Source organism: Hydrogenophaga sp. (assembly GCF_965657535.1).
Classification (GTDB): Bacteria; Pseudomonadota; Gammaproteobacteria; order Burkholderiales; family Burkholderiaceae_C; genus Hydrogenophaga.
Genome location: NZ_CBFHOP010000008.1, coordinates 25,240 through 49,119 on the forward strand (window position 1 = coordinate 25,240; position 23,880 = coordinate 49,119).

Below are 23,880 nucleotides of genomic sequence, written 5' to 3' on the forward strand. Positions count from 1 at the left end.
CTGGCGCAGGCGCTCAGCTTTTCAAAAAGCTACCGTGGTCGGGCGCAAAGCAGGCGTGCAGCGGCAGCAAAGCGCCGCCCAGCGCGCGCGCGTCCGAGCCCATGCTGCCCAGCTCCAGCCGGGGTATTTGCTGAAGGCCTTCCCAGTTGTAGGCCTTCATGGCATCACGGGTGCGCGCCAGCAGGTTGTGCAACAGGTCAGGCGCCACGGCGCCGTCCATCACCACCGCTTCCACGTCCAGAAACGCGGTGCCGGCCACGATGCAGTGGGCCAGCGCCTGCGCGGCGCGTTCCAGCCATTCTTGCGTGTAGGGCAACCAGGGTGCCTGAAGCGCCCGCGCGTCGTAAGCGGCCATGGGGTCGAGCGTGTGCTCGCGAAAGCGTTGTTCCAGGTCCCACAACGACGCCTGGCTGACCAACTGCGGCGGCACATCGCCGCCGTGCGCCACCTGCAGCGGCAGCGACGCCACCGCACCCGCGTTGCCGTGGGCGCCCCGGTGCAGATGCGAATGGATCACCAGGCCACCGCCAACGAACGTGTCCATGAACAGGTACAGAAAGCTGCCAATGTCGCGCCCGCGCCCTTGGAACAGCTCGGCCACACAGGCGGCCGAGGTGTCTTTGGCAAAGCTCACCGGCAAGTCGGTGAGCGCCTGCACTTCGGCGGCCAGATCCATCTCATTCCATGCCCGCGACTGTGTTTCGGTCAGGCCCAGCATGCGGTGCCAGCCGCCGAGCTGAAACGGCGCCGCCACGCCCACACCCACCACGCGGTCGCGCAGCGGGCCCAGGTCTTCCAGCAGCCGGTTCAGGTTGGCCTTAATGGCGGGCAGCAGCACCGGAATGTCGGGGAAGGGGTAGTTCAGCACCAGGCGCTGGCGCACCCGGCCGGTGAAGTCCACCAGCAACCAGTCGGCGCTGCGCCGGCCAATCTTGATGCCCACCGCAAAAGCGCCGTCGGGGTTCAGCCCGATGGGCACCGAAGGCTGGCCCACGCGGCCACGCACCGGGGCTTCGCGGGTCAGCAGCTGGTCTTCGTCGAGCCGAGCGGTAATGAGGCCAATGGTCTGCGCGGTGAGACCGGTGAGACGGGCCAGATCGGCCTTGGGCAAGCTGCCGTGGGCACGCAGCGCCTGCAGCACCACCCGTTCGTTGAACTGGCGCATGCCCACCTGGTTGGAGCCGCGCGGGCGCAGGCGGGGTGCATCGTTGGCGGCATCGGGCGGCGCAGGAACCGCCAGGGTTTCGTTGGTGTTGGTTTCGGTCACAGTGGCCAAGTTTGACACGTCCGGCACCCCATTCATTCGCGCAGCGCTTCGCCGATCACACCTTTGCGCAAAATGAAGTTGGCCCAAGGCTGACCCTCGCCGGTCACCACAATCGCGTAGGCGGTTTTCACGCGCTCGTAAAAGGCATAGCGCTCCAGCGCTTCGGCCTGGCCTTCAGTCAGCCCCTCGTGCGCCAGCACGGCCAAGGTTTCGCGCTGCAAGGCCGAGCGGTAGCCCGGCGCGCTGCCGCACACCTGCATGTAGGCCACGGGCTGCGGTACATCGGCCGCCAGCGGCAGCACACTGGCCACCGCCTGCACCGTGCGCGCCATGCCCACACCGGGCAGGCGCAACACAGGTTTGCCTGCGCCCAGGCTCATGGCGGTGAAGTTGGCGTCGGCCAGCACCAGCGCGTCGTCGTGCCCCATTTCGGCCAGCAATTTCAACAGCTCGGGGCTGAGCAGGGGATCAATGCCTTTGAGCATTTTGGTCTTTCAATCATTGAACGGAAGCAACGACGGCAGTGCTCCAACCCGGACCACCGCGAAACGGCCCTCGACAAGCGCAGGACGGGCCGCTGGTATTGCCGATGGGGGGCAGAGCAGCTACACGCCATGCGCAAGCGATGGGGGTGAGGTCAATGGGCCAGTGCTTGCGGTGGCAAATCGTTGACCGACTTGGCACCGGTCATCACCGCCACGGTGTCGCTCATGCTGATGTTCTTGGGGTCCACAATGGCGGCGCGTTTGCCCAAACGGGCAATGTGGATTCGGTCAGCGATCTCGAACACATGCGGCATGTTGTGGCTGATCAATATGACCGGCAGCCCCTTGTCGCGCACGCGGCGGATCAACTCCAGCACCATGTTGCCCTCCTTCACACCCAGCGCGGCGGTGGGCTCGTCCATGATCACCACGTGCTGCGCAAACGCCGCCGCGCGGGCCACGGCCACGCACTGGCGCTGGCCGCCCGAGAGCGTTTCCACCGCCTGCGTCATGCTGCGAATGCCGACCTTCAGGTCGTTCATGCGCGAAATGCTCTCTTCCAGCATCTTGCGTTTGTCCATCATGCGCAGCACCTTGCCCATGAATCCGGGGCGCAGCAGTTCACGGCCCAGAAACAGGTTTTCAGCAATCGTCATGGCCGGGGCCACCGCGAGGTCCTGGTACACGGTTTCAATACCGGCGCGCCGCGCGTCAATGGGGCTGCGAAATTGGGCGGCCTGGCCGTCCAGGAAAATCTCGCCTTCGTCGGGAATGGTGGCGCCGGCCAGGCACTTGATGAGCGAAGACTTGCCGGCGCCGTTGTCACCAATCACGGCCATGATTTCACCGGCACGCAATTCGAAGTCGGCGCCGTCGAGAGCGGTCACCTGGCCATAGCGCTTGACGAGGCCTTTGGCCTGAATCACCAGCGGGCTCTGGGCGTTGGGGGCGGTGGTCATTTAACGGACTCCTTTGCGGGACATCTGGTCGGTCATCACCGCCAGAATCACCAAAATACCGGTCACCAGAATTTGGTACACAGACGACACGCCCATGAGCGTGAGACCGTTGCGGAACACGCCCACAATCAACGCGCCAATCAGCGTGCCGATGATGATGCCGCGCCCGCCAAACAGGCTGGTGCCGCCCAGCACCACGGCGGTGATGGCGTCGAGGTTTTCGGTCTGCCCGGCGTTCGGGTCGCCGGCGCCAATGCGGGCCACGCTCAGCAGCGAGGCAATGCCGTAAAACACGCCGGCGAGCACATACACGCCGATCAACACTTTGTCGGTGGAAATACCCGTGAGGCGGGTGGCTTCGGGGCTGTTGCCGACGGCGTAAATGTGGCGCCCGGGCGCGGTTTCGCGCAGGAACAGCCAGGTGATGAGGTACAGCGCCAGCATCAGCACCACGCCATAGAGCACGTTGGTTTGGCCAATGCGAAACGAGTTGCCCAGCCAGGTCATGCCTTCGGACACGTCGGTGACGGTTTGGGAGCCCGAATACAGCTGGGTAATAGCGAACGCGATGTTCAGCGTACCCAGCGTGACGATGAAGGGCGGCAACTTGGCCTTGGTGACCAGCAGGCCGTTGACCAGGCCAAAACCGGCCGTGGCGGCAATGCCCAGCGTGATCGCGACCGGCGCGCTCAGGCCAAAGTCGGCGGCCATTTTGGTCATGACGATGCTGCCCAGCGCCATGATCATGCCGCACGACAAGTCAATGCCGGCGGTGAGAATGATGAGCGTCTGACCAATGGCGATGGTGCCCACCACCATGACCTGCTGCAAGATCAGCGAGAAGTTTTGCAGCGTCAGAAAACGGTCGCTCTGCGACGCAAAAAAGGCACATGCCACCAGCAGGGCAATAAAAGGCCCCAGTGTGCCCATGGGCGGAAGTTTGGCTGCGAGGTTTTTCAAGGGAATTCTCCCATCAAGGATTCAATAACTGCTCCTGAGAGCGAGATGCCCCACTCAGGGGCACCAAGGGTCCGGCTCCGCCGGCCCCAGGGGTGCCGTCCCCCCTCCGAGCGCCGCAGGCGCGTCAGAGAGGGGGGAAGCCGCGTCAGCGGCGCAGGGGGGCGTACTTACTTTCCACCCCAGCACAGGTCCATACCGGTCTTCACGTCTTTGCTGTCCACACCGGCCACCGCTTTGGCGGCAATCAGGGTCACGCCGGTGTCGGTGTAACCGCTGACCTTCTTGCCGGTCTTGGCGTATTCGACACCAGCGGCCACGCCCATGGAGGCCATGCGCAGCGGGTACTGCTGGCTGGTGGCGGTGATCACGCCAGCGCCCACGTCTTTGATGCCAGCGCAACCGCCGTCCACCGACACAATGACCACGCCTTTTTCCTTGCCAGCGGCCTTCAGTGCCTTGTAAGCACCGGCGGCTGCGGGTTCGTTGATGGTGTACACGAGGTTGATGTTGGGGTTTTTCTGCAGGCAGTTTTCCATGCCGGTCTGGCCCTTGGCGGCGTCACCGAAGCTGTCGGCCATGCACGCCACGCCCGCAGCGGCACCACCCAGGTTGTTGCTGGACGCGTCAGGCGCGGTCAGGCCGAAACCTTTCAGGAAACCGTTGTGGCGCTGGGCGCCCACCGGGTGGCCGGGGAACAGGTCGAGCGTGGCGATCACGGCAGGCTTGCCGCCCAGCGCCACTTTGGCGTACTGGCCAATCAGCACACCGGCCTTGTAGTTGTCGGTGGCAAACAGGCCGTCCACAGCGCTCACTGGGTCGGTCGGGCTGTCCAGCGCAATCACTTGCACGCCCTGGGCCTGCGCGCGCTTGATGGCAGGAATGATGGCTTTCGCATCGCTGGGGGTGATCAGGATGGTCTTGGCGCCGGCGGCAATCATGTTTTCCATGGCGGTCACCTGGCCGGCGTTGTCGCCGTCGGTCTTGCCCGCTGCAGACAACAGCTTGGCGCCGAGCTTGGTGGCCTCGGCGGTGGCGCCTTCCTTCATCTTCACGAAGAAGGGGTTGGAATCGGTCTTGGTGATCAAGCCGATCACGGGCTGTGCCTGGGCAGCAGCGGCACCCACGGCCAGGGCCAGGGCGGTGAACACGAAGGTGGAAGCGATTTTTTTCACAGGGGTCTCCTCAAAGGGGTGGATGGTCGTCAACAGGAACCGGGGAACACGAACCTCAGCAGCCCGCCTCTTGGGGTTTACACGCTGTGTGCTGCGGAGTGGGTGAACTATATTGGAGATCTGGTTAATAAATCAATTGGATTTAGTTATGGTTTTCCCTACCCCCCATCATCCCATTCAAGTGGCCACCGCGGGCGAAGCCCTGATCGACCTCATTCAGGAAGCCGACGGCCGCATGCGCCCCTGCGACGGCGGCGCCGTCTACAACCTCACCCGCGCGCTCGGTCTGCAAGGCGTGGGCACGCTGTACCTCAACCCCTTGTCGGCCGACCGCTTCGGGCGCGGGCTGGCCCACGGCATTCACCAAGCTGGCGTGACGCTGGCGCACCCCACACCGGTGCACCAGCCCACCTCGCTCGCGGTGGTGGGGCTTGATGCCCAGGGCAAGGCCAGCTACAGCTTCTACCGCGACGGCGTGGCCGACCGGCAGGTGAACGCGGCCGAGATGACCCGCCAATGCGCCGAGCAGCCCCGGCTGTCCACCGTGGCCACGGGCTGCCTGGCGCTGGTGGCCGACGACAGCGACAAATACCTGCCCTGGCTGAAGGCGCAGCGCGCTGCGGGCCGGCTGGTGGTGGTCGACGCCAACCTGCGCCCGGCCATCGTGCCCGACATGGCGGCCTACCAGGCCAGCGTAATGGCCGCTCTCGGCGAGGCCGACATCGTAAAGGTGAGCGACGACGACCTTGCCACACTGGGCTTCACGCAAGACGACCCGCTGATGGCAGCGCGCGAACTGATGGCGAAAACGCCCGCGCGCTGGCTGGCGCTCACGCTGGGCGCCAAGGGCGCGGTGATTCTGAACCGCGACGGCAGCGGCTGGCACGGCGCCGAGTCGTTGCCGGTCCAGGTGGCCGACACCGTGGGCGCGGGCGACAGCTTTCTGGCTGGCATGCTGGTCGCCCTGCTGCAACGCCCGGCCATGCAGGCCGCGCGCACCGCCAGCGAGCTGTCGCTCGACGCGGCCGACGTCCAGCACATCCTCGGCCACGCCATCGCCAGCGCCAGCCTGTGCGTGATGGAAACCGGCTGTGTGCCGCCCAGCCTGGCACAGGCACAGGCCCGGGTGGCCAGCGCGCAACCGGTGTTCCGCGCGCTCTGAACCGGCCCGCAGCAGGGCGCGCACGGGGCTTGCAAGAGACTCACATCGTTTGGAAACCCGCTTGTAACTTGATTACAATAGAATCACGATATTCAAGTAACTAAATTAGAGACATGAACACTTCAACCTCCCGCCCTGCGCCTGCTGGCCCGCTTGATCTGGTGATCTTTGGCGGTGTGGGCGATCTCTCGGTGCGCAAGCTGCTGCCCGCGCTGTACATGGCGCACTTGCACAACAACCTGCCGGCCGCCACGCGCATCCACGCACTGGGCCGACAGAGCTGGGACCGCACCGCCTTTGTCGCGTTCATCCAGGACAAGGTGCGCGGCTTCATTGAAGACAAGGCCTTTGCTGAGGCGACCTGGACCAGCTTTCTGGAGCGCCTGAACTACGTCAGCGTCGACGCCACCCAGGCCCAGGACTTCACCGCCCTGGCAGCTGCCATGCAGAGCGGTTCGGACCGCGTGTACTACCTGGCCACGGCGCCCAGTCTGTTTGTGGGCATTTGCGCCCACTTGCACGGTGCCGGCCTGATCGACGAGCGCGCCCGCGTGGTGTTGGAAAAGCCGCTGGGCCACGACCTGGCATCGGCGCGCCAGATCAACGACGACGTGGGCCGGTATTTCCAGGAACAGCAGATCTTCCGGATCGACCACTACCTGGGCAAAGAAACGGTGCAAAACCTGATGGTGCTGCGCTTTGGCAACACCATTTTTGAGCCGCTGTGGCGCAGCCCTTTCATCAAGAGCGTGCAGATCACCGTGGCCGAAGCGGTGGGCGTGGGCAGCCGTGCGGGGTTCTACGACGGCACCGGCGCCATGCGCGACATGGTGCAAAACCACCTGCTGCAGCTGCTGTGCATCGTGGCCATGGAGCCGCCGGTGTCGCTCGACCCCGACGCCGTGCGCGACGAAAAGCTCAAGGTGCTGCGCTCGCTGCGGCCCATGACCACGGCCGACGTGGCGCGCGACACCGTGCGCGGCCAGTACAGCGCCGGTGCGTCCAACGGCGACGCCGCTGTGGGCTACCTGCAGGAAGACAACATCCCCGAAGGCAGCACCACCGAAACCTTTGTGGCGCTCAAGGCCCACATCAACAACTGGCGCTGGGCCAACGTGCCCATTTTTCTGCGCACCGGCAAGCGCATGGCGGCGCGCCAGTCTGAAATCGTCATCGAATTTGCCGACCTGCCGTTCACCATCTTCCAGGACTCGCCGCACAAGTCGGTCAACCGCCTGATGATTCGCCTGCAGCCGGAAGAACACATCCAGCTGCAGATGATGGCAAAGGAACCCGGCAGCGGCATGAAGCTGCGCCCGGTGAACCTGAACCTGGACCTGGAAACCGCATTTTCCGAACGCCGCGCCGAGGCCTACGAGCGCCTGCTGATCGACGTCATCAAAGGCCGCCTGACCCACTTCATGCGCCGCGACGAACTGGAGGCCGCCTGGAGCTGGGTCGAACCCATCATCAACGGCTGGCAACAGTTGAACGACAAGCCCAAGGCCTACACCGCGGGCAGCTGGGGGCCGGCAGCGTCGTCGGCACTGATGGCGCGCGAGGGATCTTCGTGGGTGGAGGAGTCTTGAATATGGCCCCCCTGCGCCGCTTCGCGTCTTCCCCCCTGGGGGACAACACCAGTGCCCCGGAAAAGCCGGTTCCACGGTGTTCTTGAACGAGGACACCTCATGCCCACACCCATGATCACCGAACACACCGGCGCCACGCCGGCAGCCATCGCCGCCCACATCGCCAACGCGCTGCGCACAGCCATCGCCCAGCGCGGCCAGGCCAGTCTGGCGGTGTCGGGTGGCAAGTCGCCCATCCCCATGTTCGAAGCGCTGCGCGAGCAAGCCCTGGACTGGGCGCAAGTGACCGTGGTGCTGGTGGACGAGCGTGTGGTGCCCCGCGACCACGGCGACAGCAACACCGCGCTGGTGACCCGCCACCTGCTGCAAGGCAAAGCAGCGGCCGCCCGTTTCCTCCCGTTTTTCCGCGAACTGGCCCCACAGTTCAACGCCGAGGTGCTCGATGCGCTGGTGCTGGACGCCGAGGCCCGCACCGCCGACCTGCCCTGGCCGCTGGACATGGCCGTGCTTGGCATGGGCGAAGACGCCCATACCGCTTCGCTGTTTCCCGGCGCGCCGGGCTATGCGCGGGCCATTGCCACCGACCAGCACCTGGCCTGGTTGGTGCCCGACACCGCGCCGCACGCGCGCCTGAGCTTCACGCTCAGCGCCCTGCTCGCCGCGCGCGAGCTGGTGCTCGCCATCGCTGGTGACGCCAAGCTGGCCGTGTACCGCCGCGCCGCTGAAAAGGCCACCGAAACGCTCCCCATTTCCCTCGTGCTGAACCAGTCCAAGACGCCGGTCAGCGTCTGGATCGCTTAACCAGAACAGAACGGAACACCGCCATGTCCACACCGCTGAACACCACCCTCGCCCACGTCACGCAACGCATCACCGAGCGCAGCGCCGGCCCACGCGCCGACTACCTGAACACCATGGTCGCCAACGCCAGGGCGGGCACCCAGCGCGCCGGCATGGGCTGCGCCAACATGGCCCACACCACGGCCGCGCTGCCGCTGGCGGACAAGCTCAAAATCCACGCCGAGCGCACACCACATGTGGGCATCGTCAGCGCCTACAACGACATGCTGTCGGCCCACCAGCCCTACGAGCACTACCCCGAACTGCTGCGCAGCCACGCCCGCACGCTGGGTGCCACGGCCCAGATGGCCGGTGGTGTGCCCGCCATGTGCGACGGCATCACACAGGGCGCAGCCGGCATGGAGCTGTCGCTGTTTTCGCGCGACGTGATCGCCCTCAGCACGGCCGTGGCGTTGTCGCACAACGTGTTCGACGCTGCCCTCATGCTCGGCGTGTGCGACAAGATCGTGCCCGGCCTGTTCATGGGCGCGGTGCAATTCGGCCACCTCAGCGCCGCCTTTGTGCCCGCAGGCCCCATGACCACCGGCCTGTCCAACGACGCCAAAGCCAAGGTGCGTCAGCAATACGCGCAGGGCCAGGTGGGGCGCGAAGCGCTGCTGGAAAGCGAAGCCCAGGCCTACCACAGCCCCGGCACCTGCACCTTTTACGGCACCGCCAACAGCAACCAGATGCTGATGGAAATCATGGGGCTGCACCTGCCGGGCTCGTCGTTTGTGAACCCCGGTGTCGCGCTGCGCGAAGCGCTCAGCAAAGCCGCGCTGGAGCGCGCCCTGATCAACACCGGGCGCGGCGGGCAGCCACACATTCGCCTGGCCGACATCGTCAATGAAAAATCCGTGGTCAACGGCATCGTGGGCTTGCTGGCCACCGGCGGCAGCACCAACCACACCATTCACCTCATCGCCATGGCGCGCGCTGCCGGCGTGCTGATCGACTGGGACGACTTCGCCGAACTCTCGGCCGTGGTGCCGCTGCTGGCCCGCGTGTACCCCAACGGCAGCGCCGACGTGAACCACTTCCATGCCGCAGGCGGCATGGGCTTTCTGATGCGCGAACTGCTGGCCCACGGCCTGCTGCACGGCGATGTGAACACGGTGATGGGCTTTGGCCTGACCGCCTACACCCAGGAGCCCTGGCTGGACGGCGACACCCTGGCCTGGCGCGACCTGCCCGCGCTCAGCGGAGACACCAGCGTGCTGCGCCCGGTAAGCGAGCCTTTCAGCGCCGACGGTGGCCTGCGCTTGCTGCAAGGCAACCTGGGCCGCAGCGTGGTCAAGGTGTCGGCCGTGAAGCCCGAGCACCGCTTTGTGCGGGCCCAGGCCGTGGTGGTGAGCGACCAGCAAGACCTGCTGGCCCTGTTCAACGACGGCCAGCTCAACAAGGACCTGATCGCCGTGGTGCGCTACCAGGGTCCGCGCGCCAACGGCATGCCCGAGTTGCACAAACTCACGCCGCCGCTGGCCGTGTTGCAAGACAAAGGCTTCAAAGTGGCGCTGGTCACCGACGGCCGCATGAGCGGCGCCTCGGGCAAGGTGCCCGCGGCCATCCACCTGAGCCCCGAAGCCTTGGCCGACGGCCCGATTGCCCGCGTGATGGACGGCGACTGGATCACGCTGGACTGCGAGCGTGGCGTGCTGGAGCTGGAAGTGGACGCCGCCACCCTGGCCGCCCGCAGCGTGACCCACCCCGACCTCAGCCACAACAGCCACGGCACTGGGCGCGAACTGTTTGGCTTGTTTCGCTCGCACGCGAGCACGGCTGAATCCGGCGCGTCTCCGCTGTTCACTTGATTCCCCCCGCGCCGCGCCGCGCGCGTCACCCCTCAGGGGGCGCCAGCAGCGGCCCGGCAAAGCCGGTTCCGCGCTGACCCCGGTTGGCTCCATCTCCTTCGATCCGCTCCGCACAGAAGACACCATGACCACCACCTGCTTTTCCCGCCCCGCCTTCCAATCCCGCGTCGTGCCCGTCATCGTGCTCATCGACCCGGCCCACGCCGTGCCACTGGCGCACGCCCTGCTCGAAGGCGGCATTGACGTGATGGAGATCACCCTGCGTTCCGACGCCGCGCTGGCCAGCATCGAAGCCGTGGCCAAAGCCGTGCCGCACATGCACCTGGGCGCGGGCACGGTGACCCACGTGGCCGAGGTGCAGCGCGTTATCGACGCGGGCGCCACCTTCGCCCTGTCGCCCGGTTGCACCGATGCGTTGGTCGACGCCGTCAAAGCGGCCAAACTGCCCTTCATACCCGGCGTGATGACGCCCGGCGAGGTGATGCACCGCCGCGAACAGGGTTTCAGCCTCATGAAGCTGTTTCCCGCCCAGCAGGCCGGCGGCATGGGCATGCTCAAGGCGCTGGGCGCACCCATCCCCGATGTGGCGTTTTGCCCCACCGGCGGCGTCAGCCCCGAGAATCTGAAAGACTTTTTGAAGCTGCCCAACGTGGCCATGGCCGGCGGCAGCTGGCTCACCCCGGCCGACGCACTGGCGGCTGGCGACTGGAAAAAGATCACGCAGCTGGCCAAAGAGGCCACAGCCCTGGCAGCGCGCTGACCTTCGCCGCGACAATCGCAGCAAGAAAAATCAGGGAAAAACCATGACCAGCCCCACCGCCCTACCCGCCTGGCAGCAGCTCGCCGCCCTCGCCGCCCTGCCACAGCCGCACCTGCGCGAGCGCCTGGCCCAGCCCCAGCGCAGCGCCATGCAAGCCACCGCTGAAGGCACCGGCATCCGCGTTGACTTCACGCGCCAGGCGTTCGACGGGTCTGTCCTGTCCGCCCTGCTGCAACTGGCCGGTGAAGCCCAGGTAGAAGCGCAGCGCGACGCCATGTTCCGCGGCGACACCATCAACACCAGCGAACAGCGCGCGGTGCTGCACACGGCCCTGCGCGGCACACCCGGCGCCACCGGCAACCAAGCGCCCTGGGGCGCCAGCATCCAGCACCTGGTGCAAGCCGAGCTGGACCGCGTGTGCGCCTTCGCCGACCGCGTGCGCACGGGTGATGTGAAAGGCAGCACCGGCCTGCCCATCACCGACGTGGTGAACATCGGTATTGGCGGTTCCGACCTGGGCCCCCGCATGGCGGCCGACGCACTGGCCCCGCTGTGCAGCGACGGCCAAACCGGGGTGCGCGTGCACTTCGTCAGCAACCCCGACGCCTGGGCGTTGCACAGCACGCTGCGCGGCCTGAACCCGCTCACCACGCTCATCATCGTGGCCAGCAAAACCTTCACCACGCAGGAAACCATGACCAACGCCGCCTCTGCGCGGCGCTGGCTGACGGACGCCGGCATCGAAGGCGCCGCGCAAAGCCCGCACCTGGTCGCCATCACCGCAGCCCCGCAAAAGTCCGGCGCCGCCGGCTACCCGGCTGAACACACCTTCACCTTCTGGGACTGGGTGGGCGGCCGCTATTCCATCTGGTCCGCGCTCGGCCTGCCGCTGGCCGTGGCCATTGGTTCACAAGCTTTCCGCGAATTCCTGGCCGGCGGCCAGGCCATGGACGCGCATTTCCGCAGCGCGCCGCTGGCCCACAACCTGCCCGTCATCCTGGCCCTGAGCGGCGTGTGGAACCGCAACTTTTTGCACCGCCCGACCCAGCTGCTGTCCACCTACCCCAGCCGCCTGGTGCGCTTTGCGCCCTTCGTGCAGCAGATGGACATGGAAAGCAACGGCAAGCGCACCCGCAAAGATGGCCAACCCTGCGACACCGACACCGGCCCCATCGTCTGGGGTGGCCTGGGCATTGACGGCCAACACGCCTACTTCCAACTGCTGCACCAGGGCACGCACTGCGTGCCGGTCGAATTCATTGGCGTAGAAACCGAAGACACACCCCTGCCGCTGGCCGCCGAGCACCACCGCGTGGTCAACCTCAACCTGCGCGCGCAAGCCCAGGCACTTGCCCTGGGCCGCAACGAGGCCGACACCCTGCAAGCCCTCATGGCCGAAGGCCTTAGCGCAGAGCAAGCCGAAGTGTTTGTCAGCCAGCGCAGCTTCAAAGGCAACGTGCCCAGCAGCACCGTCTGGCTCGACGCCCTCACCCCGCACCGCCTGGGCGCGCTGATTGCGCTCTACGAACACAAGGTGTTTGTGCAAGCCGCCATCTGGGGCATCAACGCCTACGACCAGTGGGGCGTGGAGCTTGGGAAAACCATGGCGAAACAGATGGAGGCTGAATGACCCCCACACGCCACCGCTGCGCGGGTCGTTGCCCCCCAAGGGGGCTGATCCGGCTTGGGGCGGCCCGGCGCCGGATCGCCGTAGGATGAACCCCATGCGCATCGCCCTCATCGCCCACGACCGCAAGAAAGACGACATGGTGGCCCTGGCCACCGAGTTCGCCCCCCTGCTGCGGCAACACACGCTCATGGCCACCGGCACCACTGGCGGGCGCCTGCAGACCGAGGCGGGCCTTACCGTGGAACGACTGCTCAGCGGTCCGCTGGGCGGCGACCTTCAAATAGGCGCGCGCCTGTCCATGGGCGAGGTGGACTGCGTGATCTTCCTGCGCGACCCCATGACCGCCCAACCCCACGAACCCGATATCAGCGCGCTGCTGCGCGCGTGTGATGTGCACAACGTGCCGTGTGCAACGAATGTGGCGACGGCGCGCCTTTTGCTGGGTGAGATGGTTTCGCTGCGGGCGTGAACAGCGGTGGCTGGGTGGGCGGCTGTTGGCGAGGCAAAGCCGCCATCTAGCGATAGCCGATCAAACACGCCATTTTTCTGAAACAGCAAATCGTGTTCCGAAGGATCTGATCGACGCTCTATGGCAGTTGCATGCTTGCAGCTCGATCAGCCGAACTGGGGCGACCGACCTCAATGCGCTAGTTCAGAGGTAGAAACACCAACAAACCATAAAACAAGACGGCAAGGAATGCCGTCTCTAGCACCATCAGCGCCACAGGCTTCCAGCCCACGGTCAGAATGTCCTTCAGGTGGGTCTTCATTCCGATGGCTGCCATTGAGGCGATCAAGCACCCTTGCGAGGCGCTCTTGCCCGCGCTCACCACCGCCGCCGGCAGCCAGCCCGTGCTGTTGATCACCACCAGCACCGCAAAGGCCACCGCGAACCACGGCAGCAGCGGCGGGCGCGGGCCGCTCATGGCTTCGCCATTCGTGACCATCTGGCGGCGCGCCAGCATGGCCGCCAGCGCGATCACCGGCAGCAGCATCGCCACCCGTATGAGTTTGACCAGCGTCGCTGCATCGCCCGCTTCGTGCGACAGGCTGTAGCCCGCGCCCACCACCTGCGCGACGTCGTGGATGGTGCCTCCGATGAAATAACCCGCGGTTACCACGTCCATGCCCAGCGCCTTCGTGAGCGTGGGGTAAAGCACCATGGCCAGGGTTGATAACGTACTCACGCCAATGACGGTGAACAGCGTGGCCTGCTCCTTCTTCGGGTGCTTGGGCATGGCAGCCGACAGGGCAAGCGCAGCCGAGGCACCGCAGATGGCGACCGCTCCGCCCGTGAGCAGGCCGAAGAACATCTGAAATCCCATGAGTCGGGCCAGCACGATCCCGCAGACGATGGTCAGGGCCACCGCCAGTACCACCATGGCCACCGGCTGCCAGCCCAACGCCATCACCTGGTAGGCCGTGATGCGCAGGCCCAGCAGGGCCACCCCCAGGCGCAGCACCTGCTTGGCGGTGAAGTCGATGCCGGTGGCGCTGCGGTTCATCTGACCACCCTCCTCTTGCGTCAGGAAGTTCAGCGACATGCCCAGCAGCAGAGCGAGCAGCATGACCGGCGCACCGTAGTGCTCAGCCAGAAACATGGCCGACAGCGCCACCACGGCGCTGACGGCCAAGCCGGGCAGCAGGGGCTTCGCGCGAGCGAGGGGATCGGTCATGGCGTGTTGTGTCTCTCAGGCAGGGGGCAGCAAATGGTCCTGGAACAAATCGCGCAGCCGGTTCTTGAGCATCTTGCCAGTGGCACCCAGGGGGATGGCGTCCACGAACACCACATCATCGGGCGTCCACCACTTGGCGATTTTGCCGTCGAAGAAGGCCAGAAGTTCGTCTTTCGTTGCCTCGGCCTGGGGCTTCCTGACCACGACCAGCAGCGGGCGCTCGTCCCACTTGGGGTGGCGCGCCGCAATGCAGGCAGCCATGGCAACGGCCGGGTGCGCCATGGCGATATTCTCGATGTCGATGGAGCCGATCCACTCGCCGCCGCTCTTGATCACGTCCTTGGCCCGGTCGGTGATATTCATGAAACCGTCCGGGTCGATGGTGGCCACGTCGCCGGTGGGGAACCAGCCGTTGATCAAGGGGCTCTGCTCACCCTGGAGGTATTGCTCCACCACCCAGTGCCCACGCACCAGCAGCTCACCGCTCGCCGTGCCGTTCCAGGGGAGCTCTGCGCCGTTCTCGCCAACGATCTTCATGTCGATGCCGAAGACGCTTCGGCCTTGTTTGGCCTGGATTGCGCGGCGCTTTTCGAGCGGCAGCATGTCCTGGTGCCCCTTGAGCACGCCCACCGTACCGATGGGGCTGAGTTCGGTCATGCCCCAGGCGTGGATGACCTGGACACCATGGGTGTCTTCGAAGCTGGTCATCATGGCCGGCGGGCAAGCCGAGCCGCCAATGATGGTGCGGCGCATGGTACTGAAGCGCAGACCGTGACCGGCCACGTGCGCCAGCAGACCTTGCCACACCGTGGGCACACCGGCCGAGACCGTCACGGCTTCGGTTTCGAACAGTTCGTGCAGGCTCTTGCCGTCCAGGGCGGGGCCGGGGAACACCAGCTTGGCGCCCACCAGACAGGCCGAATACGGCAGGCCCCATGCGTTGACATGGAACATGGGAACCACGGGCAGCACCACGTCGCGGGCGCTGATGTTGAGCGCGTCGGGCAGGGCCGAGGCCATGGTGTGCAGCACCGTGGAGCGGTGGCTGTAGAGCACGCCCTTGGGGTGGCCGGTGGTGCCGCTGGTGTAGCACAGGCTTGAAGCGGTCTGCTCGTCTAACCCGGGCCAGTCAAAGTGATCGTTGGGCTGTGAGTCGATCAGGTCCTCGTAGCAGATCAGCCCCGGGATCTTCGAGTCTGCGGGCATGCGGGACTTGTCGGCCATCAGCACGAAGTGTTTCACCGTGGGCAGGCGGCTTGCCACGGCTTCGACCAGCGGCAAGAAAGACTGGTCAAAACACAGCACCTGGTCCTGCGCGTGGTCGGTGATCCAGACCAGCTGGTCGGCGTGCAGGCGCGGGTTGAGCGTGTGCAGCACCGCGCCCGAGCCGGACACGGCGTAGTACAGCTCCAAGTGGCGGTAGCCGTTCCAGGCGATGGTGCCCACACGCTGGCCGTGGGCCACGCCCAGCAAGGCCAACGCCTTGGCCAAGCGGCGCGAGCGCGCGGCCAGTTCGGCGTAGGTGCAGCGGTGGATATCGCCCTCCACCCGGCGCGACACCACTTCCTGCGAACCGTGGTGGCGCTCGGCGTGAAGCAGCAGCGAGGAGATCAGCAGCGGCTGCTGCATCATTTGGCCGAGCATGGTTCAGAACCGGTGGTTGAGGCCGACCGACACGCCAGTCATTGCGCTGCCGCTGACGTTGCGCGTGGCCGGATCGATCAGACCCAGCACGACAAGGCTCGTCGGGTCGGCCGCCAGCGCGCCCGAAAGGCTGTTGCGGAACACACCAAAGTTCAGGCTGGTGCGCTTGGAGAACGCGTAGTCGCCCATCAGCGCCACGGTGCTGCGCTTACCTTCGCGGCCTGTGGTGCCGCCGACCGAGCTGGCGTTGTCGCGGTAGTAGGCGGCCTTTGCTGAGAGCGCCGAGGTGATCGGCATGCCCACGCCCAGACCCCACACCTGGTTGTGCTGCTCGGTGGCGCCACCAGCCGACTTGTCGTGGCGGGCCTCCATGTAGTGGGCATACAGACGAGCGGTTCCCACCAGAACGTTACCACCCAGGCCCCACGTGTTTTGCTTCAGCTGGGTGCCATCGCTGTTATAGCTCAGGACGTAGGCGCCCAGGCCGTAGCCCGGGGTCTGCAGGCCCACGTCCATCGATTGGCTGCGACCAACGCGGCCCGCGCTAGCGAAGGCATGGCTGAGGCCCAGCTTGACGCCCCCTGGCAGCTGCGCGCGCAGCTTGACGGAGTCGTCCACCCGGGTATCAAAGCCGCCGAAGGTGTTGGTCGCGTTCAGTGCCAGGATGGAGAGCAGCAGCTTGCCATCGGCATTGGCGTGGAACACGTCCAGCGTTTCCGCGATGCGGTCGATCCCGGCGTGGAGCTGACGACCGACCGTCAGGTTGAATTGCTGGTTGCCCAGGCCCAGCCAGGTAGCCTTATCGAAGTGTTTGGCGCTGCCGAGCACGGTGCGGCCACCGACGCCGGTGGGCAGTTCCAGCGAGGATTCCAGACGGAAGCTGGCCGTCAGACCGCCGCCCAGCGACTCGCTGCCGCGCAGACCGTAGGAAGGAGCAGTCCAGGGTCCGCTCACAAGACGGGTGCCGGACCCGACGGCCTGATTGCTCAGGTTGACGGCCGACGCTGCCACGGTACCGAAGAGCTGCACGGAGGGAGCGTCCTGCGCCAGGACGCAAGGGGCGCTGGCCATCAGCATGGCAGCGCTCAGCCAGGCTTTTCGCGACAGCAAACGCGGGCTTGAGCCCTTGCAACGGGCTTGGGTGTACAGGGTGGGGTGATTGGAGGTGTTCATTTTCTGGTTCCTTGGTGGTTGGGGCAAAACAGGGGCGCGTTGAATTCGCGCACGGGGGCCTCACCGGCGGGCTCAGGTCAGCCGGTAGGGAAAACGTTAGGAATCTGGGGCAGCGCAGCGCCGCCTTGACGGCGATGCGCTGGATTTCAGCTCAACACATCATGGGTTGAGCTTGATGTCGAAGGTCTTGACGATGCCTGCATTGCGCTCGAAGTCGGCGCGCACGGATTTCGCCATCTGCTCGGCGGTCTCGTCACCGCCGAGCTCGAAGCCAGCGCTCAGCAGGCGGTCGCTCACCTCAGTCGTTGCAGCCGCTTTGTCCACCGCAGCGTTGATCTTGTCCACCATGGCGGAGGGAACACCAGCCGCCACGATGATGCCGACCCAGTTGCTGAAGTCGAGCTCGGGGTAGCCCTGCTCGGCCATGGTGGGCACGTTAGGAAGGTGCTGCGACCGCTTCTTCGCAGCCACGCCGAAAGCCTGGATCTTGCCGGCTTCCACCATTTTCTTGGACGTGGCCATGCCGTCGAACATCAACGGGATTTGGCCACCCATCACCTGGGCCAGCGCGGGTGGCGAGCCGGCAAAAGGGACGTGCTGCATGTCCAGCACAGCCTTCTGGTTGAGGATCATGCCGGCGTAGTGCGAGCTGGTGCCCGCGCTGTAAGAGGCAAAGCTCACCTTGCCCGGGTTGGCCTTGACCCAGGCGACCACTCCCTTGGCATCCTTGGCTGGCACATTGGGCGAGCCGACCAGCAACAAGGTGGCGCGCGCGATGGCCGTGACCGGCTTCACATCCTTGAGCGGATCGAAAGAGGTCTTCATCACATGCGGGATCTCGGTCAAGACGTTGCTCGCAGTCATCATGATGGTGTTGCCATCGGGCGGTGCGGCCAGCATTGCCTGCACGGCGATGGCACCGCCGGCGCCGGCCCTGTTCTCCACCACCACCGGCTGACCGGTGTTGGCCTGCAGCCGGTCGGCCACGATGCGAGCCACCACGTCCATGGTGCCGCCGGCCGGCGCCGGGACGATCATGCGGATGGGCTTGTCAGGCCAGGCCATGGCGGCGGGCAGGGCGAATGCGAGGGCGGCGGCACACAAGCTGCGGCGCAACGGGAAGAAGGGGCGAGTTGTCATGCGTTGTCTCCTGTCTGTGGGGATGTCGACCGGGGTACCGGTCTCATGCGGTCTCTGTACTGGACCGTGGGGTGAATCCTAGGTTTCGATCCACGAGATTGCTTGATAATTTGGGACAGCTATTTTCGAAATTGGGACATTCATGGATTACCCTTACGTTCCCGTCGTGCGCAGCGCCAGTCTGGCGGGCTACCTCGATCTCGCGCAGGAGGTGGGCCTCGATGCCCACGCCATGCTGCGCCACGCGGGGCTCTCCCCGCGCAGCCTGGAAGACCCCGAAACACCCTTGAGCACGGTCGCGGTACGGGCCCTGCTAGAAGACAGCGCCCAAGCCAGCGACGTGGATGACTTTGCGTTGCGCCTGGCCGGCCGGCGCCAGCTCTCCAACCTTGGACCCATCAGCTTGGTGCTGAAAGAGGAGCCGACCGCGCGCGCCGCGCTCGACACCCTCTGCCGCTACCTGCGCCTGCTTAATGCCTCGCTGCTCACCCGCATCGAGGAGCACGGACAATTCCTGATGATCCGTGAAGAGATCCTGGTGGCGCAGACGGCCAGCACGCGCCAGTCGATGGAGTTAGCTGTTGGTGTCATGTACCGCATCGTGCGCGAGCTGCTGGGGCCTCAGTGGAAACCGGTGCGCGTCTGTTTCAACCACCGACCGCCGCGCGACGCCAGCGCCCACCGCGCTTTCTTCGGTACCGTGGTGGACTTCAACAGCGACTTCAACGGTATCGTCTGCAACGCAGCAGACCTGTTGGTGCCCCAGCAGGGCGCCAACCCTGAGATGGCCCGTTTCGCGCGACAGTACCTGGATCGTGCGCTATCTGGCCAGCACCAGAGCACACAGGCCACGGTGCGCCAGCTCATTGCCGCGCTGTTGCCAGGCGGGCGCTGCACCTCGCAGCAGGTGGCGCAGCACCTGGGCGTGGACCGCCGCACCATCCACCGCCACCTGGCGCGCGACGATCAGACCTTTGCCAAGCTGCTGCAGTCGGTGCGCGCCGAGCTGGTGCTGCGCCAGGTGCGCGACAGCGACCTGCCGCTGGCCGAGGTGACGCAGCTGCTGGGCTTTGCCGCGCCAGCCGCGTTCTCGCACTGGTTTCGCAGCACGTTTGGTTGCAGCGTGACCGCCTGGAGAAGACAGGAAAAAGCAAAAGCGGATGTGCGTCAGGGTTGACCCTGACTGTCCCACATTCGCAAATCAATGTCCCAATCAGACAAGCAAATTCGAGGTGCTGGTCCTACGATGCATTCCATGGTCTGGACACCAGGCCACACGAACGCACGAAGGAGACACCCACCATGGCCACTGCCATCCGCATGCACCGCACCGGCGGTCCCGAAGTCCTGCAACTGGAACAGGTCGAAGTCGGCCACCCCGGCCCTGGCCAGGTTCGCCTGCGCCACGCCGCTGTCGGACTAAACTTTGCCGACACCTATTTTCGCAACGGGAGCTATCCCGTTCCGCTGCCTGCCGGCATGGGTGTGGAAGCGGCTGGTGTGGTGGAAGCGCTGGGCGAAGGTGTGAGCAACGTCGCCGTGGGCGACCGCGTTACCTACACCGGCTTCCTCAACACCCTGGGCGCCTACAGCACCGAGCGCCTGATCGACGCCGCACCGCTGATCCAGTTGCCCGATTCAATCGGCTTCGAGACCGCCGCCGCCATGACCATGCGCGGCCTTACCTCGGCCTACCTGATGCGCCGCATCCACCCTTTCAAGGCCGGCGACACGTTGCTGCTGCACGCCGCCGCCGGCGGTGTGGGCCTGATCGTTTCACAGTGGGCCAGGCTGCTGGGCATCACCGTCATCGGCACTGTGTCCACCGATCAGAAAGCCGAAGTCGCCAAGGCCCACGGCTGCACCCACACCATCAACTACAGCCACGAAGACGTGGCCGCCCGGGTGAGGGACCTCACCGGTGGCCAAGGCGTGGACGTGGTGTTCGACAGCGTAGGCAAAACCACCTTCATGGCATCGCTGGACTCGCTCAAGCGCCGCGGTCTGATGGTCTGCGTGGGCACGGCCAGCGGCCCCATCGACGGCTTCAACCCCAACCTGCTGGCCATGAAGGGCTCGCTCTACCTCACGCGTCCGGCGCTGGCTGACTACATCGCCGACCCGGCCGAGAAGGCCGAACTCGCCGCCGAAGTGTTCGGCCATGTGGGCGCGGGTCGCATCCGGATCGACATCCAGCAGCGCTACACACTCGAAGACGCTACCCAAGCGCACCGCGACCTGGAGTCGCGCAAGACAACCGGCTCGTCGATCTTCGTAATTTGAAGCCGACCCCAAAAGAAAGAGACAAGCCCATGAAGATCGAACCCCTCACCTGCGCCATCGGCGCCGAGTTGACCGGCGTGAACCTGGCCGACGCCGTGAGCAACGATGGCCTGTTCGCAGAGATCAAGGCCGCGCTGCTGCAGCACAAGGTGCTGTTCCTGCGTGATCAAGATATTTCTCGCGCCGACCACGTGGCCTTCGCCCGTCGTTTCGGCGAACTGGAAGACCACCCCGTGGCCGGCAGCGACCCGGAACACCCCGGCCTGGTTCGCATCTACAAGACGCCCGACGCGCCGAACGACCGCTACGAAAACTCATGGCACTCCGACGCCACCTGGCGCGACGCCCCGCCCATGGGCTGCGTGCTGCGCTGCGTGGAATGCCCTCCGGTGGGCGGCGACACCATGTGGTCCAACATGGCGCTGGCCTATGAGCGCCTGCCCGAGCCGGTGAAGGCGCAGATCGCGCACCTGCGTGCGCGCCACAGCATCGAGGCCAGCTTCGGCGCCGCCATGCCCATCGAAAAGCGCCTGGCCCTCAAGGCCCAGTTCCCAGACCCGGAGCACCCCGTGGTACGCATCCACCCCGAGACCGGCGAGAAGGTGCTGTTCGTCAACGCCTTCACCACCCACTTCACCAACTTTCACACCCCCGACAACGTGCGCGTGGGGCAGGACTACACGCAGGGCGCCAGCGCGCTGCTGCAGTACCTGATCAGCCAGGCGTTGATCCCCGAATACCAGGTGCGCTGGCGCTGGCAGCCCAACAGCATGGCCATCTGGGACAACCGCGCCACGCAGCACTACGCGGTGATGGACTACCCGCCCTGCCACCGAAAAATGGAACGCGCTGGCATCGTCGGCACGCCCACCTTCTGAACGCCACATCTTCAAATTGATTCCGGAGATCCCCCATGAACTTCCTCGACGGCTCGCTCTTCCCCGAAAACCAGAACAAGCTGGTGATCACCGCCGCGCCCTATGGCCCGGAGTGGATTCCCTCCGACTTCCCCGACGACATCGCCGTGACCATGGAGGCGCAGATCCAGAAAGCGGTGGATTGCTACAACGCTGGTGCCAGCGTGCTGCACCTGCATGTGCGTGAGCTCGACGGCAAGGGCAGCAAACGCCTGTCCAAATTCAACGAGCTGATCGCCGGTGTGCGCCAAGCCGTGCCCGACATGATCATCCAGGTCGGCGGCTCCATCAGCTTCGCGCCCGAAGGCGACGGCGCCGCGGCGAAGTGGCTGAGCGACGACACGCGCCACATGCTCGCCGAACTCGACCCCAAGCCCGACCAGGTGACGGTAACGGTGAACACCACGCAGATGAACGTGCTGGAGCACATGGACGAACGCGACATCGCCGGCACCTCGCTCGCCCTGCCCGAGAACCGCCGCGCCTACAGCGAAATGATCGTGCCTTCCAACCCGGCGTGGTTCGAGGAACACATCCGCCGGCTCTCGGCGGCCGGCATCCAGAGTGCGTTCCAGTTCTACAACATCAACAGCTTCGAGACCGTGGAGCGGCTGATCCGCCGCGGCGTCTACAAAGGCCCGCTGGTGATGAACTGGGTCGCCATCAGCGGCGGCATGGACGCGCCCAACCTCTACAACCTGAGCAACTTCGTGCGCGCCATTCCCGATGGTTCCATGCTCACCGTGGAAAGCAGCATGCGCAACGTGTTGCCCATCAACATGATGGGCATGGCGCTGGGCCTGCATGTGCGCTGCGGCATCGAAGACAACATCTGGAACCAGTCGCGCAGCGAGAAGATGGGCACCGTCCAGCAGATTCAACAGCTGGTGCGTATCGCCAACGAGTTCGGTCGCCCGGTGGCCAACGGCAAAGAAGCGCGCGAGATCCTGAAGATCGGCGTGTTCTACGACACCGTGGAAGAGACCCTGGCCGCCAATGGCTTCGCGCCCAACCCGCGCGGCGGACAACAGGGTTTTTTGCGCAAGGTGGCATGAGCACCGCATCCGACGGACCGCCAGCGGCGGTGCAGATCGACGTCTGGTTCGATCTCGTCTGCCCCTGGTGTCTGATCGGCAAACGACACCTCGACCAAGCAGTCGCACAGTGGCGTGAGACACGGCCACAGGACGCCGTGGTGATGCGCTGGCACTCGGTTCGCCTGATCGAGGGTGTGCCTCCCGAGGGCTGGGACTACAACACGTTTTACGAGCAGCGGCTGGGCGGCCCCGGCGCGGTGCGCAGCCGCCAGGCCGAAGTGCAGGCCGCCGCGCAACAGGCAGACGTGACAATTGACTTCGCGCGCATTCGCGTCTTTCCGGACAGCGGCCCGGCCCATCAACTGCTGGCGCTGGCCGGTCGTCAGCTGGGCGAAACAGGCCGCCTGGCTTTGCTTGAGCGCCTGTTTGAGGCCCACTTTCAGCGCGGCGAACGCATCGCCGAGCGGCCGTGGCTGCTGCTGCAGGCCCAGACTCTGGGGCTGGACCACACCGATGTGGTCGCCTGCTGGGCGCTGCCACTGCCCGCTGCCCCATCAGTGCCGGGTGTGCCGTTTTTTGTCTTCAACCAGCGGGTTGCGCTGTCGGGTGCGCAAGCGCCTGCCGTGCTGCTGCAGGCCATGCAGGCCGCTTTGTCCGACGCTGTGTCCGACGAACTTTCCCCCGCCTTGCCGTGACCGCACCCATCGCCCTTATCGTCCCCGGTCTGCGCGACCACGTGGCAAAGCACTGGCAGACCTGGTTGGCCGAGCGTCTGCCCCGCGCCCACTGCCTCACGCCCCTAGGGCGCGACAACCTGTCCCTGGGTGCGCGGATCGCCGACCTGGAGGCAGCCATCGCTCGCCAGAGCGCGCCAGTGCTGCTGGTGGCCCACAGCGGCGGCTGTGTGCTGGTAGCCCATTGGGTGCGGCAAACTGCCCTGGCCCAGCGCGTGAGCGGTGCGCTGCTGGCCACACCGCCCATCTTTGACAGACCTTTGCCCCCAGCCTACCCGCCGCTCGACGCGCTGGACGCTGCCGGCTGGCTGCCTGTGCCGCGCCGGCGCCTGCCTTTTCCCTCGCTGGTGGCCGCCAGCCGCAACGATGTACTGGGAGAGTTCGATGCGGTCTGCCAACTCGCGCGCGACTGGGGCAGTGATGTCGAAGATCTGGGCGAAGTGGGCCATCTCAACCCGGCCTCGGGCTTTGGCCCCTGGCCACTGGCCACCACCTTGCTCCAGCGCCTGGTCCCCTTGAAGCGGTCACCATGAAACGAGACGTTGACGTGGTCAGCGCAGTGCGCACCGCCGTAACCCCTTTGTCGGCGGCCTCAAAGAAGGTCTACACGCCGAATCGGGCGACACCGCGGTGCGCGAATC

22 protein-coding genes are annotated in these 23,880 nt (G+C 65.7%); 13 read left to right on the top strand and 9 right to left on the bottom strand.

Annotated features, from left to right (window positions below; all coding sequences use genetic code 11):
- Window positions 1–13: 13 nt before the first annotated feature.
- From ACTG4K_RS14420 to ACTG4K_RS14440, 5 genes are all read right to left on the bottom strand, one after another.
- The gene (locus ACTG4K_RS14420) at window positions 14–1,165 is read right to left on the bottom strand and encodes an ROK family protein (RefSeq protein ID WP_439115110.1); all 1,152 of its coding nucleotides are present in this window, start codon (window positions 1,163–1,165) and stop codon (window positions 14–16) included.
- A 134-nt stretch (window positions 1,166–1,299) separates the two neighbouring features.
- Window positions 1,300–1,752 (bottom strand): RbsD/FucU family protein, encoded by a 453-nt coding sequence (locus ACTG4K_RS14425; protein ID WP_439114907.1) that lies wholly within the window; start codon window positions 1,750–1,752, stop codon window positions 1,300–1,302.
- Between the two features lie 152 nt (window positions 1,753–1,904).
- Entirely contained in the window at window positions 1,905–2,711 is an 807-nt protein-coding gene (locus ACTG4K_RS14430) for an ATP-binding cassette domain-containing protein (protein ID WP_439114908.1), read from the bottom strand.
- On the bottom strand, window positions 2,712–3,641 hold the full coding sequence (locus ACTG4K_RS14435) for an ABC transporter permease (RefSeq protein WP_439115111.1): 930 nt from the start codon (window positions 3,639–3,641) through the stop codon (window positions 2,712–2,714). It lies immediately after the preceding gene.
- 197 nt (window positions 3,642–3,838) lie between these two features.
- Window positions 3,839–4,843 carry a sugar ABC transporter substrate-binding protein gene (locus tag ACTG4K_RS14440; RefSeq protein ID WP_439114909.1) on the bottom strand — a complete coding sequence of 335 codons (1,005 nt, stop codon included), beginning with the start codon at window positions 4,841–4,843 and terminating at the stop codon, window positions 3,839–3,841.
- A gap of 148 nt (window positions 4,844–4,991) precedes the next feature.
- On the opposite strand from ACTG4K_RS14440, the gene ACTG4K_RS14445 reads away from it, so the two are divergent.
- From ACTG4K_RS14445 to ACTG4K_RS14475, 7 genes are all read left to right on the top strand, one after another.
- Window positions 4,992–6,005, top strand: a complete 1,014-nt coding sequence (locus ACTG4K_RS14445; RefSeq protein ID WP_439114910.1) for a PfkB family carbohydrate kinase — start codon at window positions 4,992–4,994, stop codon at window positions 6,003–6,005.
- A 113-nt stretch (window positions 6,006–6,118) separates the two neighbouring features.
- On the top strand, window positions 6,119–7,594 hold the full coding sequence (gene zwf / locus ACTG4K_RS14450) for a glucose-6-phosphate dehydrogenase (protein WP_439114911.1): 1,476 nt from the start codon (window positions 6,119–6,121) through the stop codon (window positions 7,592–7,594).
- A gap of 99 nt (window positions 7,595–7,693) precedes the next feature.
- On the top strand, window positions 7,694–8,395 hold the full coding sequence (gene pgl, locus ACTG4K_RS14455; RefSeq protein ID WP_439114912.1) for a 6-phosphogluconolactonase: 702 nt from the start codon (window positions 7,694–7,696) through the stop codon (window positions 8,393–8,395).
- A 23-nt stretch (window positions 8,396–8,418) separates the two neighbouring features.
- Window positions 8,419–10,245, top strand: a complete 1,827-nt coding sequence (edd, locus tag ACTG4K_RS14460) for a phosphogluconate dehydratase (RefSeq protein WP_439114913.1) — start codon at window positions 8,419–8,421, stop codon at window positions 10,243–10,245.
- Window positions 10,246–10,369: 124 nt separating this feature from the next.
- Window positions 10,370–11,005 (top strand): bifunctional 4-hydroxy-2-oxoglutarate aldolase/2-dehydro-3-deoxy-phosphogluconate aldolase, encoded by a 636-nt coding sequence (locus ACTG4K_RS14465; RefSeq protein ID WP_439114914.1) that lies wholly within the window; start codon window positions 10,370–10,372, stop codon window positions 11,003–11,005.
- 43 nt (window positions 11,006–11,048) lie between these two features.
- Window positions 11,049–12,635, top strand: coding sequence for a glucose-6-phosphate isomerase (gene pgi / locus ACTG4K_RS14470; protein ID WP_439114915.1), 1,587 nt, complete (start codon window positions 11,049–11,051; stop codon window positions 12,633–12,635).
- A gap of 94 nt (window positions 12,636–12,729) precedes the next feature.
- Window positions 12,730–13,104, top strand: coding sequence for a methylglyoxal synthase (locus ACTG4K_RS14475; RefSeq protein WP_439114916.1), 375 nt, complete (start codon window positions 12,730–12,732; stop codon window positions 13,102–13,104).
- A gap of 178 nt (window positions 13,105–13,282) precedes the next feature.
- Here the strand turns inward: ACTG4K_RS14475 and ACTG4K_RS14480 are convergent, their stop codons facing one another.
- The 4 genes from ACTG4K_RS14480 to ACTG4K_RS14495 all read right to left on the bottom strand — a co-directional run bounded on the left by ACTG4K_RS14480 (window position 13,283) and on the right by ACTG4K_RS14495 (window position 18,268).
- Window positions 13,283–14,311, bottom strand: coding sequence for a YeiH family protein (locus ACTG4K_RS14480; protein ID WP_439114917.1), 1,029 nt, complete (start codon window positions 14,309–14,311; stop codon window positions 13,283–13,285).
- Window positions 14,312–14,326: 15 nt separating this feature from the next.
- Entirely contained in the window at window positions 14,327–15,955 is a 1,629-nt protein-coding gene (locus ACTG4K_RS14485; protein WP_439114918.1) for a 3-(methylthio)propionyl-CoA ligase, read from the bottom strand.
- Window positions 15,956–15,958: 3 nt separating this feature from the next.
- Entirely contained in the window at window positions 15,959–17,128 is a 1,170-nt protein-coding gene (locus ACTG4K_RS14490; RefSeq protein WP_439114919.1) for a porin, read from the bottom strand.
- Window positions 17,129–17,287: 159 nt separating this feature from the next.
- Window positions 17,288–18,268, bottom strand: coding sequence for a tripartite tricarboxylate transporter substrate binding protein (locus ACTG4K_RS14495; protein WP_439114920.1), 981 nt, complete (start codon window positions 18,266–18,268; stop codon window positions 17,288–17,290).
- A 142-nt stretch (window positions 18,269–18,410) separates the two neighbouring features.
- On the opposite strand from ACTG4K_RS14495, the gene ACTG4K_RS14500 reads away from it, so the two are divergent.
- The 6 genes from ACTG4K_RS14500 to ACTG4K_RS14525 all read left to right on the top strand — a co-directional run bounded on the left by ACTG4K_RS14500 (window position 18,411) and on the right by ACTG4K_RS14525 (window position 23,772).
- Window positions 18,411–19,445, top strand: coding sequence for an AraC family transcriptional regulator ligand-binding domain-containing protein (locus ACTG4K_RS14500; RefSeq protein WP_439114921.1), 1,035 nt, complete (start codon window positions 18,411–18,413; stop codon window positions 19,443–19,445).
- Between the two features lie 125 nt (window positions 19,446–19,570).
- Entirely contained in the window at window positions 19,571–20,551 is a 981-nt protein-coding gene (locus ACTG4K_RS14505; protein ID WP_439114922.1) for a quinone oxidoreductase family protein, read from the top strand.
- A 29-nt stretch (window positions 20,552–20,580) separates the two neighbouring features.
- Window positions 20,581–21,429 carry a TauD/TfdA dioxygenase family protein gene (locus ACTG4K_RS14510; protein ID WP_439114923.1) on the top strand — a complete coding sequence of 283 codons (849 nt, stop codon included), beginning with the start codon at window positions 20,581–20,583 and terminating at the stop codon, window positions 21,427–21,429.
- Window positions 21,430–21,464: 35 nt separating this feature from the next.
- Complete coding sequence (locus ACTG4K_RS14515) at window positions 21,465–22,523, top strand: 3-keto-5-aminohexanoate cleavage protein (protein WP_439114924.1); 1,059 nt, start codon at window positions 21,465–21,467, stop codon at window positions 22,521–22,523.
- Window positions 22,520–23,200, top strand: a complete 681-nt coding sequence (locus tag ACTG4K_RS14520) for a DsbA family oxidoreductase (RefSeq protein ID WP_439114925.1) — start codon at window positions 22,520–22,522, stop codon at window positions 23,198–23,200. Before ACTG4K_RS14515 ends, ACTG4K_RS14520 begins: the two co-directional genes overlap by 4 nt.
- Complete coding sequence (locus tag ACTG4K_RS14525) at window positions 23,197–23,772, top strand: RBBP9/YdeN family alpha/beta hydrolase (RefSeq protein ID WP_439114926.1); 576 nt, start codon at window positions 23,197–23,199, stop codon at window positions 23,770–23,772. Before ACTG4K_RS14520 ends, ACTG4K_RS14525 begins: the two co-directional genes overlap by 4 nt.
- Window positions 23,773–23,880: the final 108 nt, after the last annotated feature.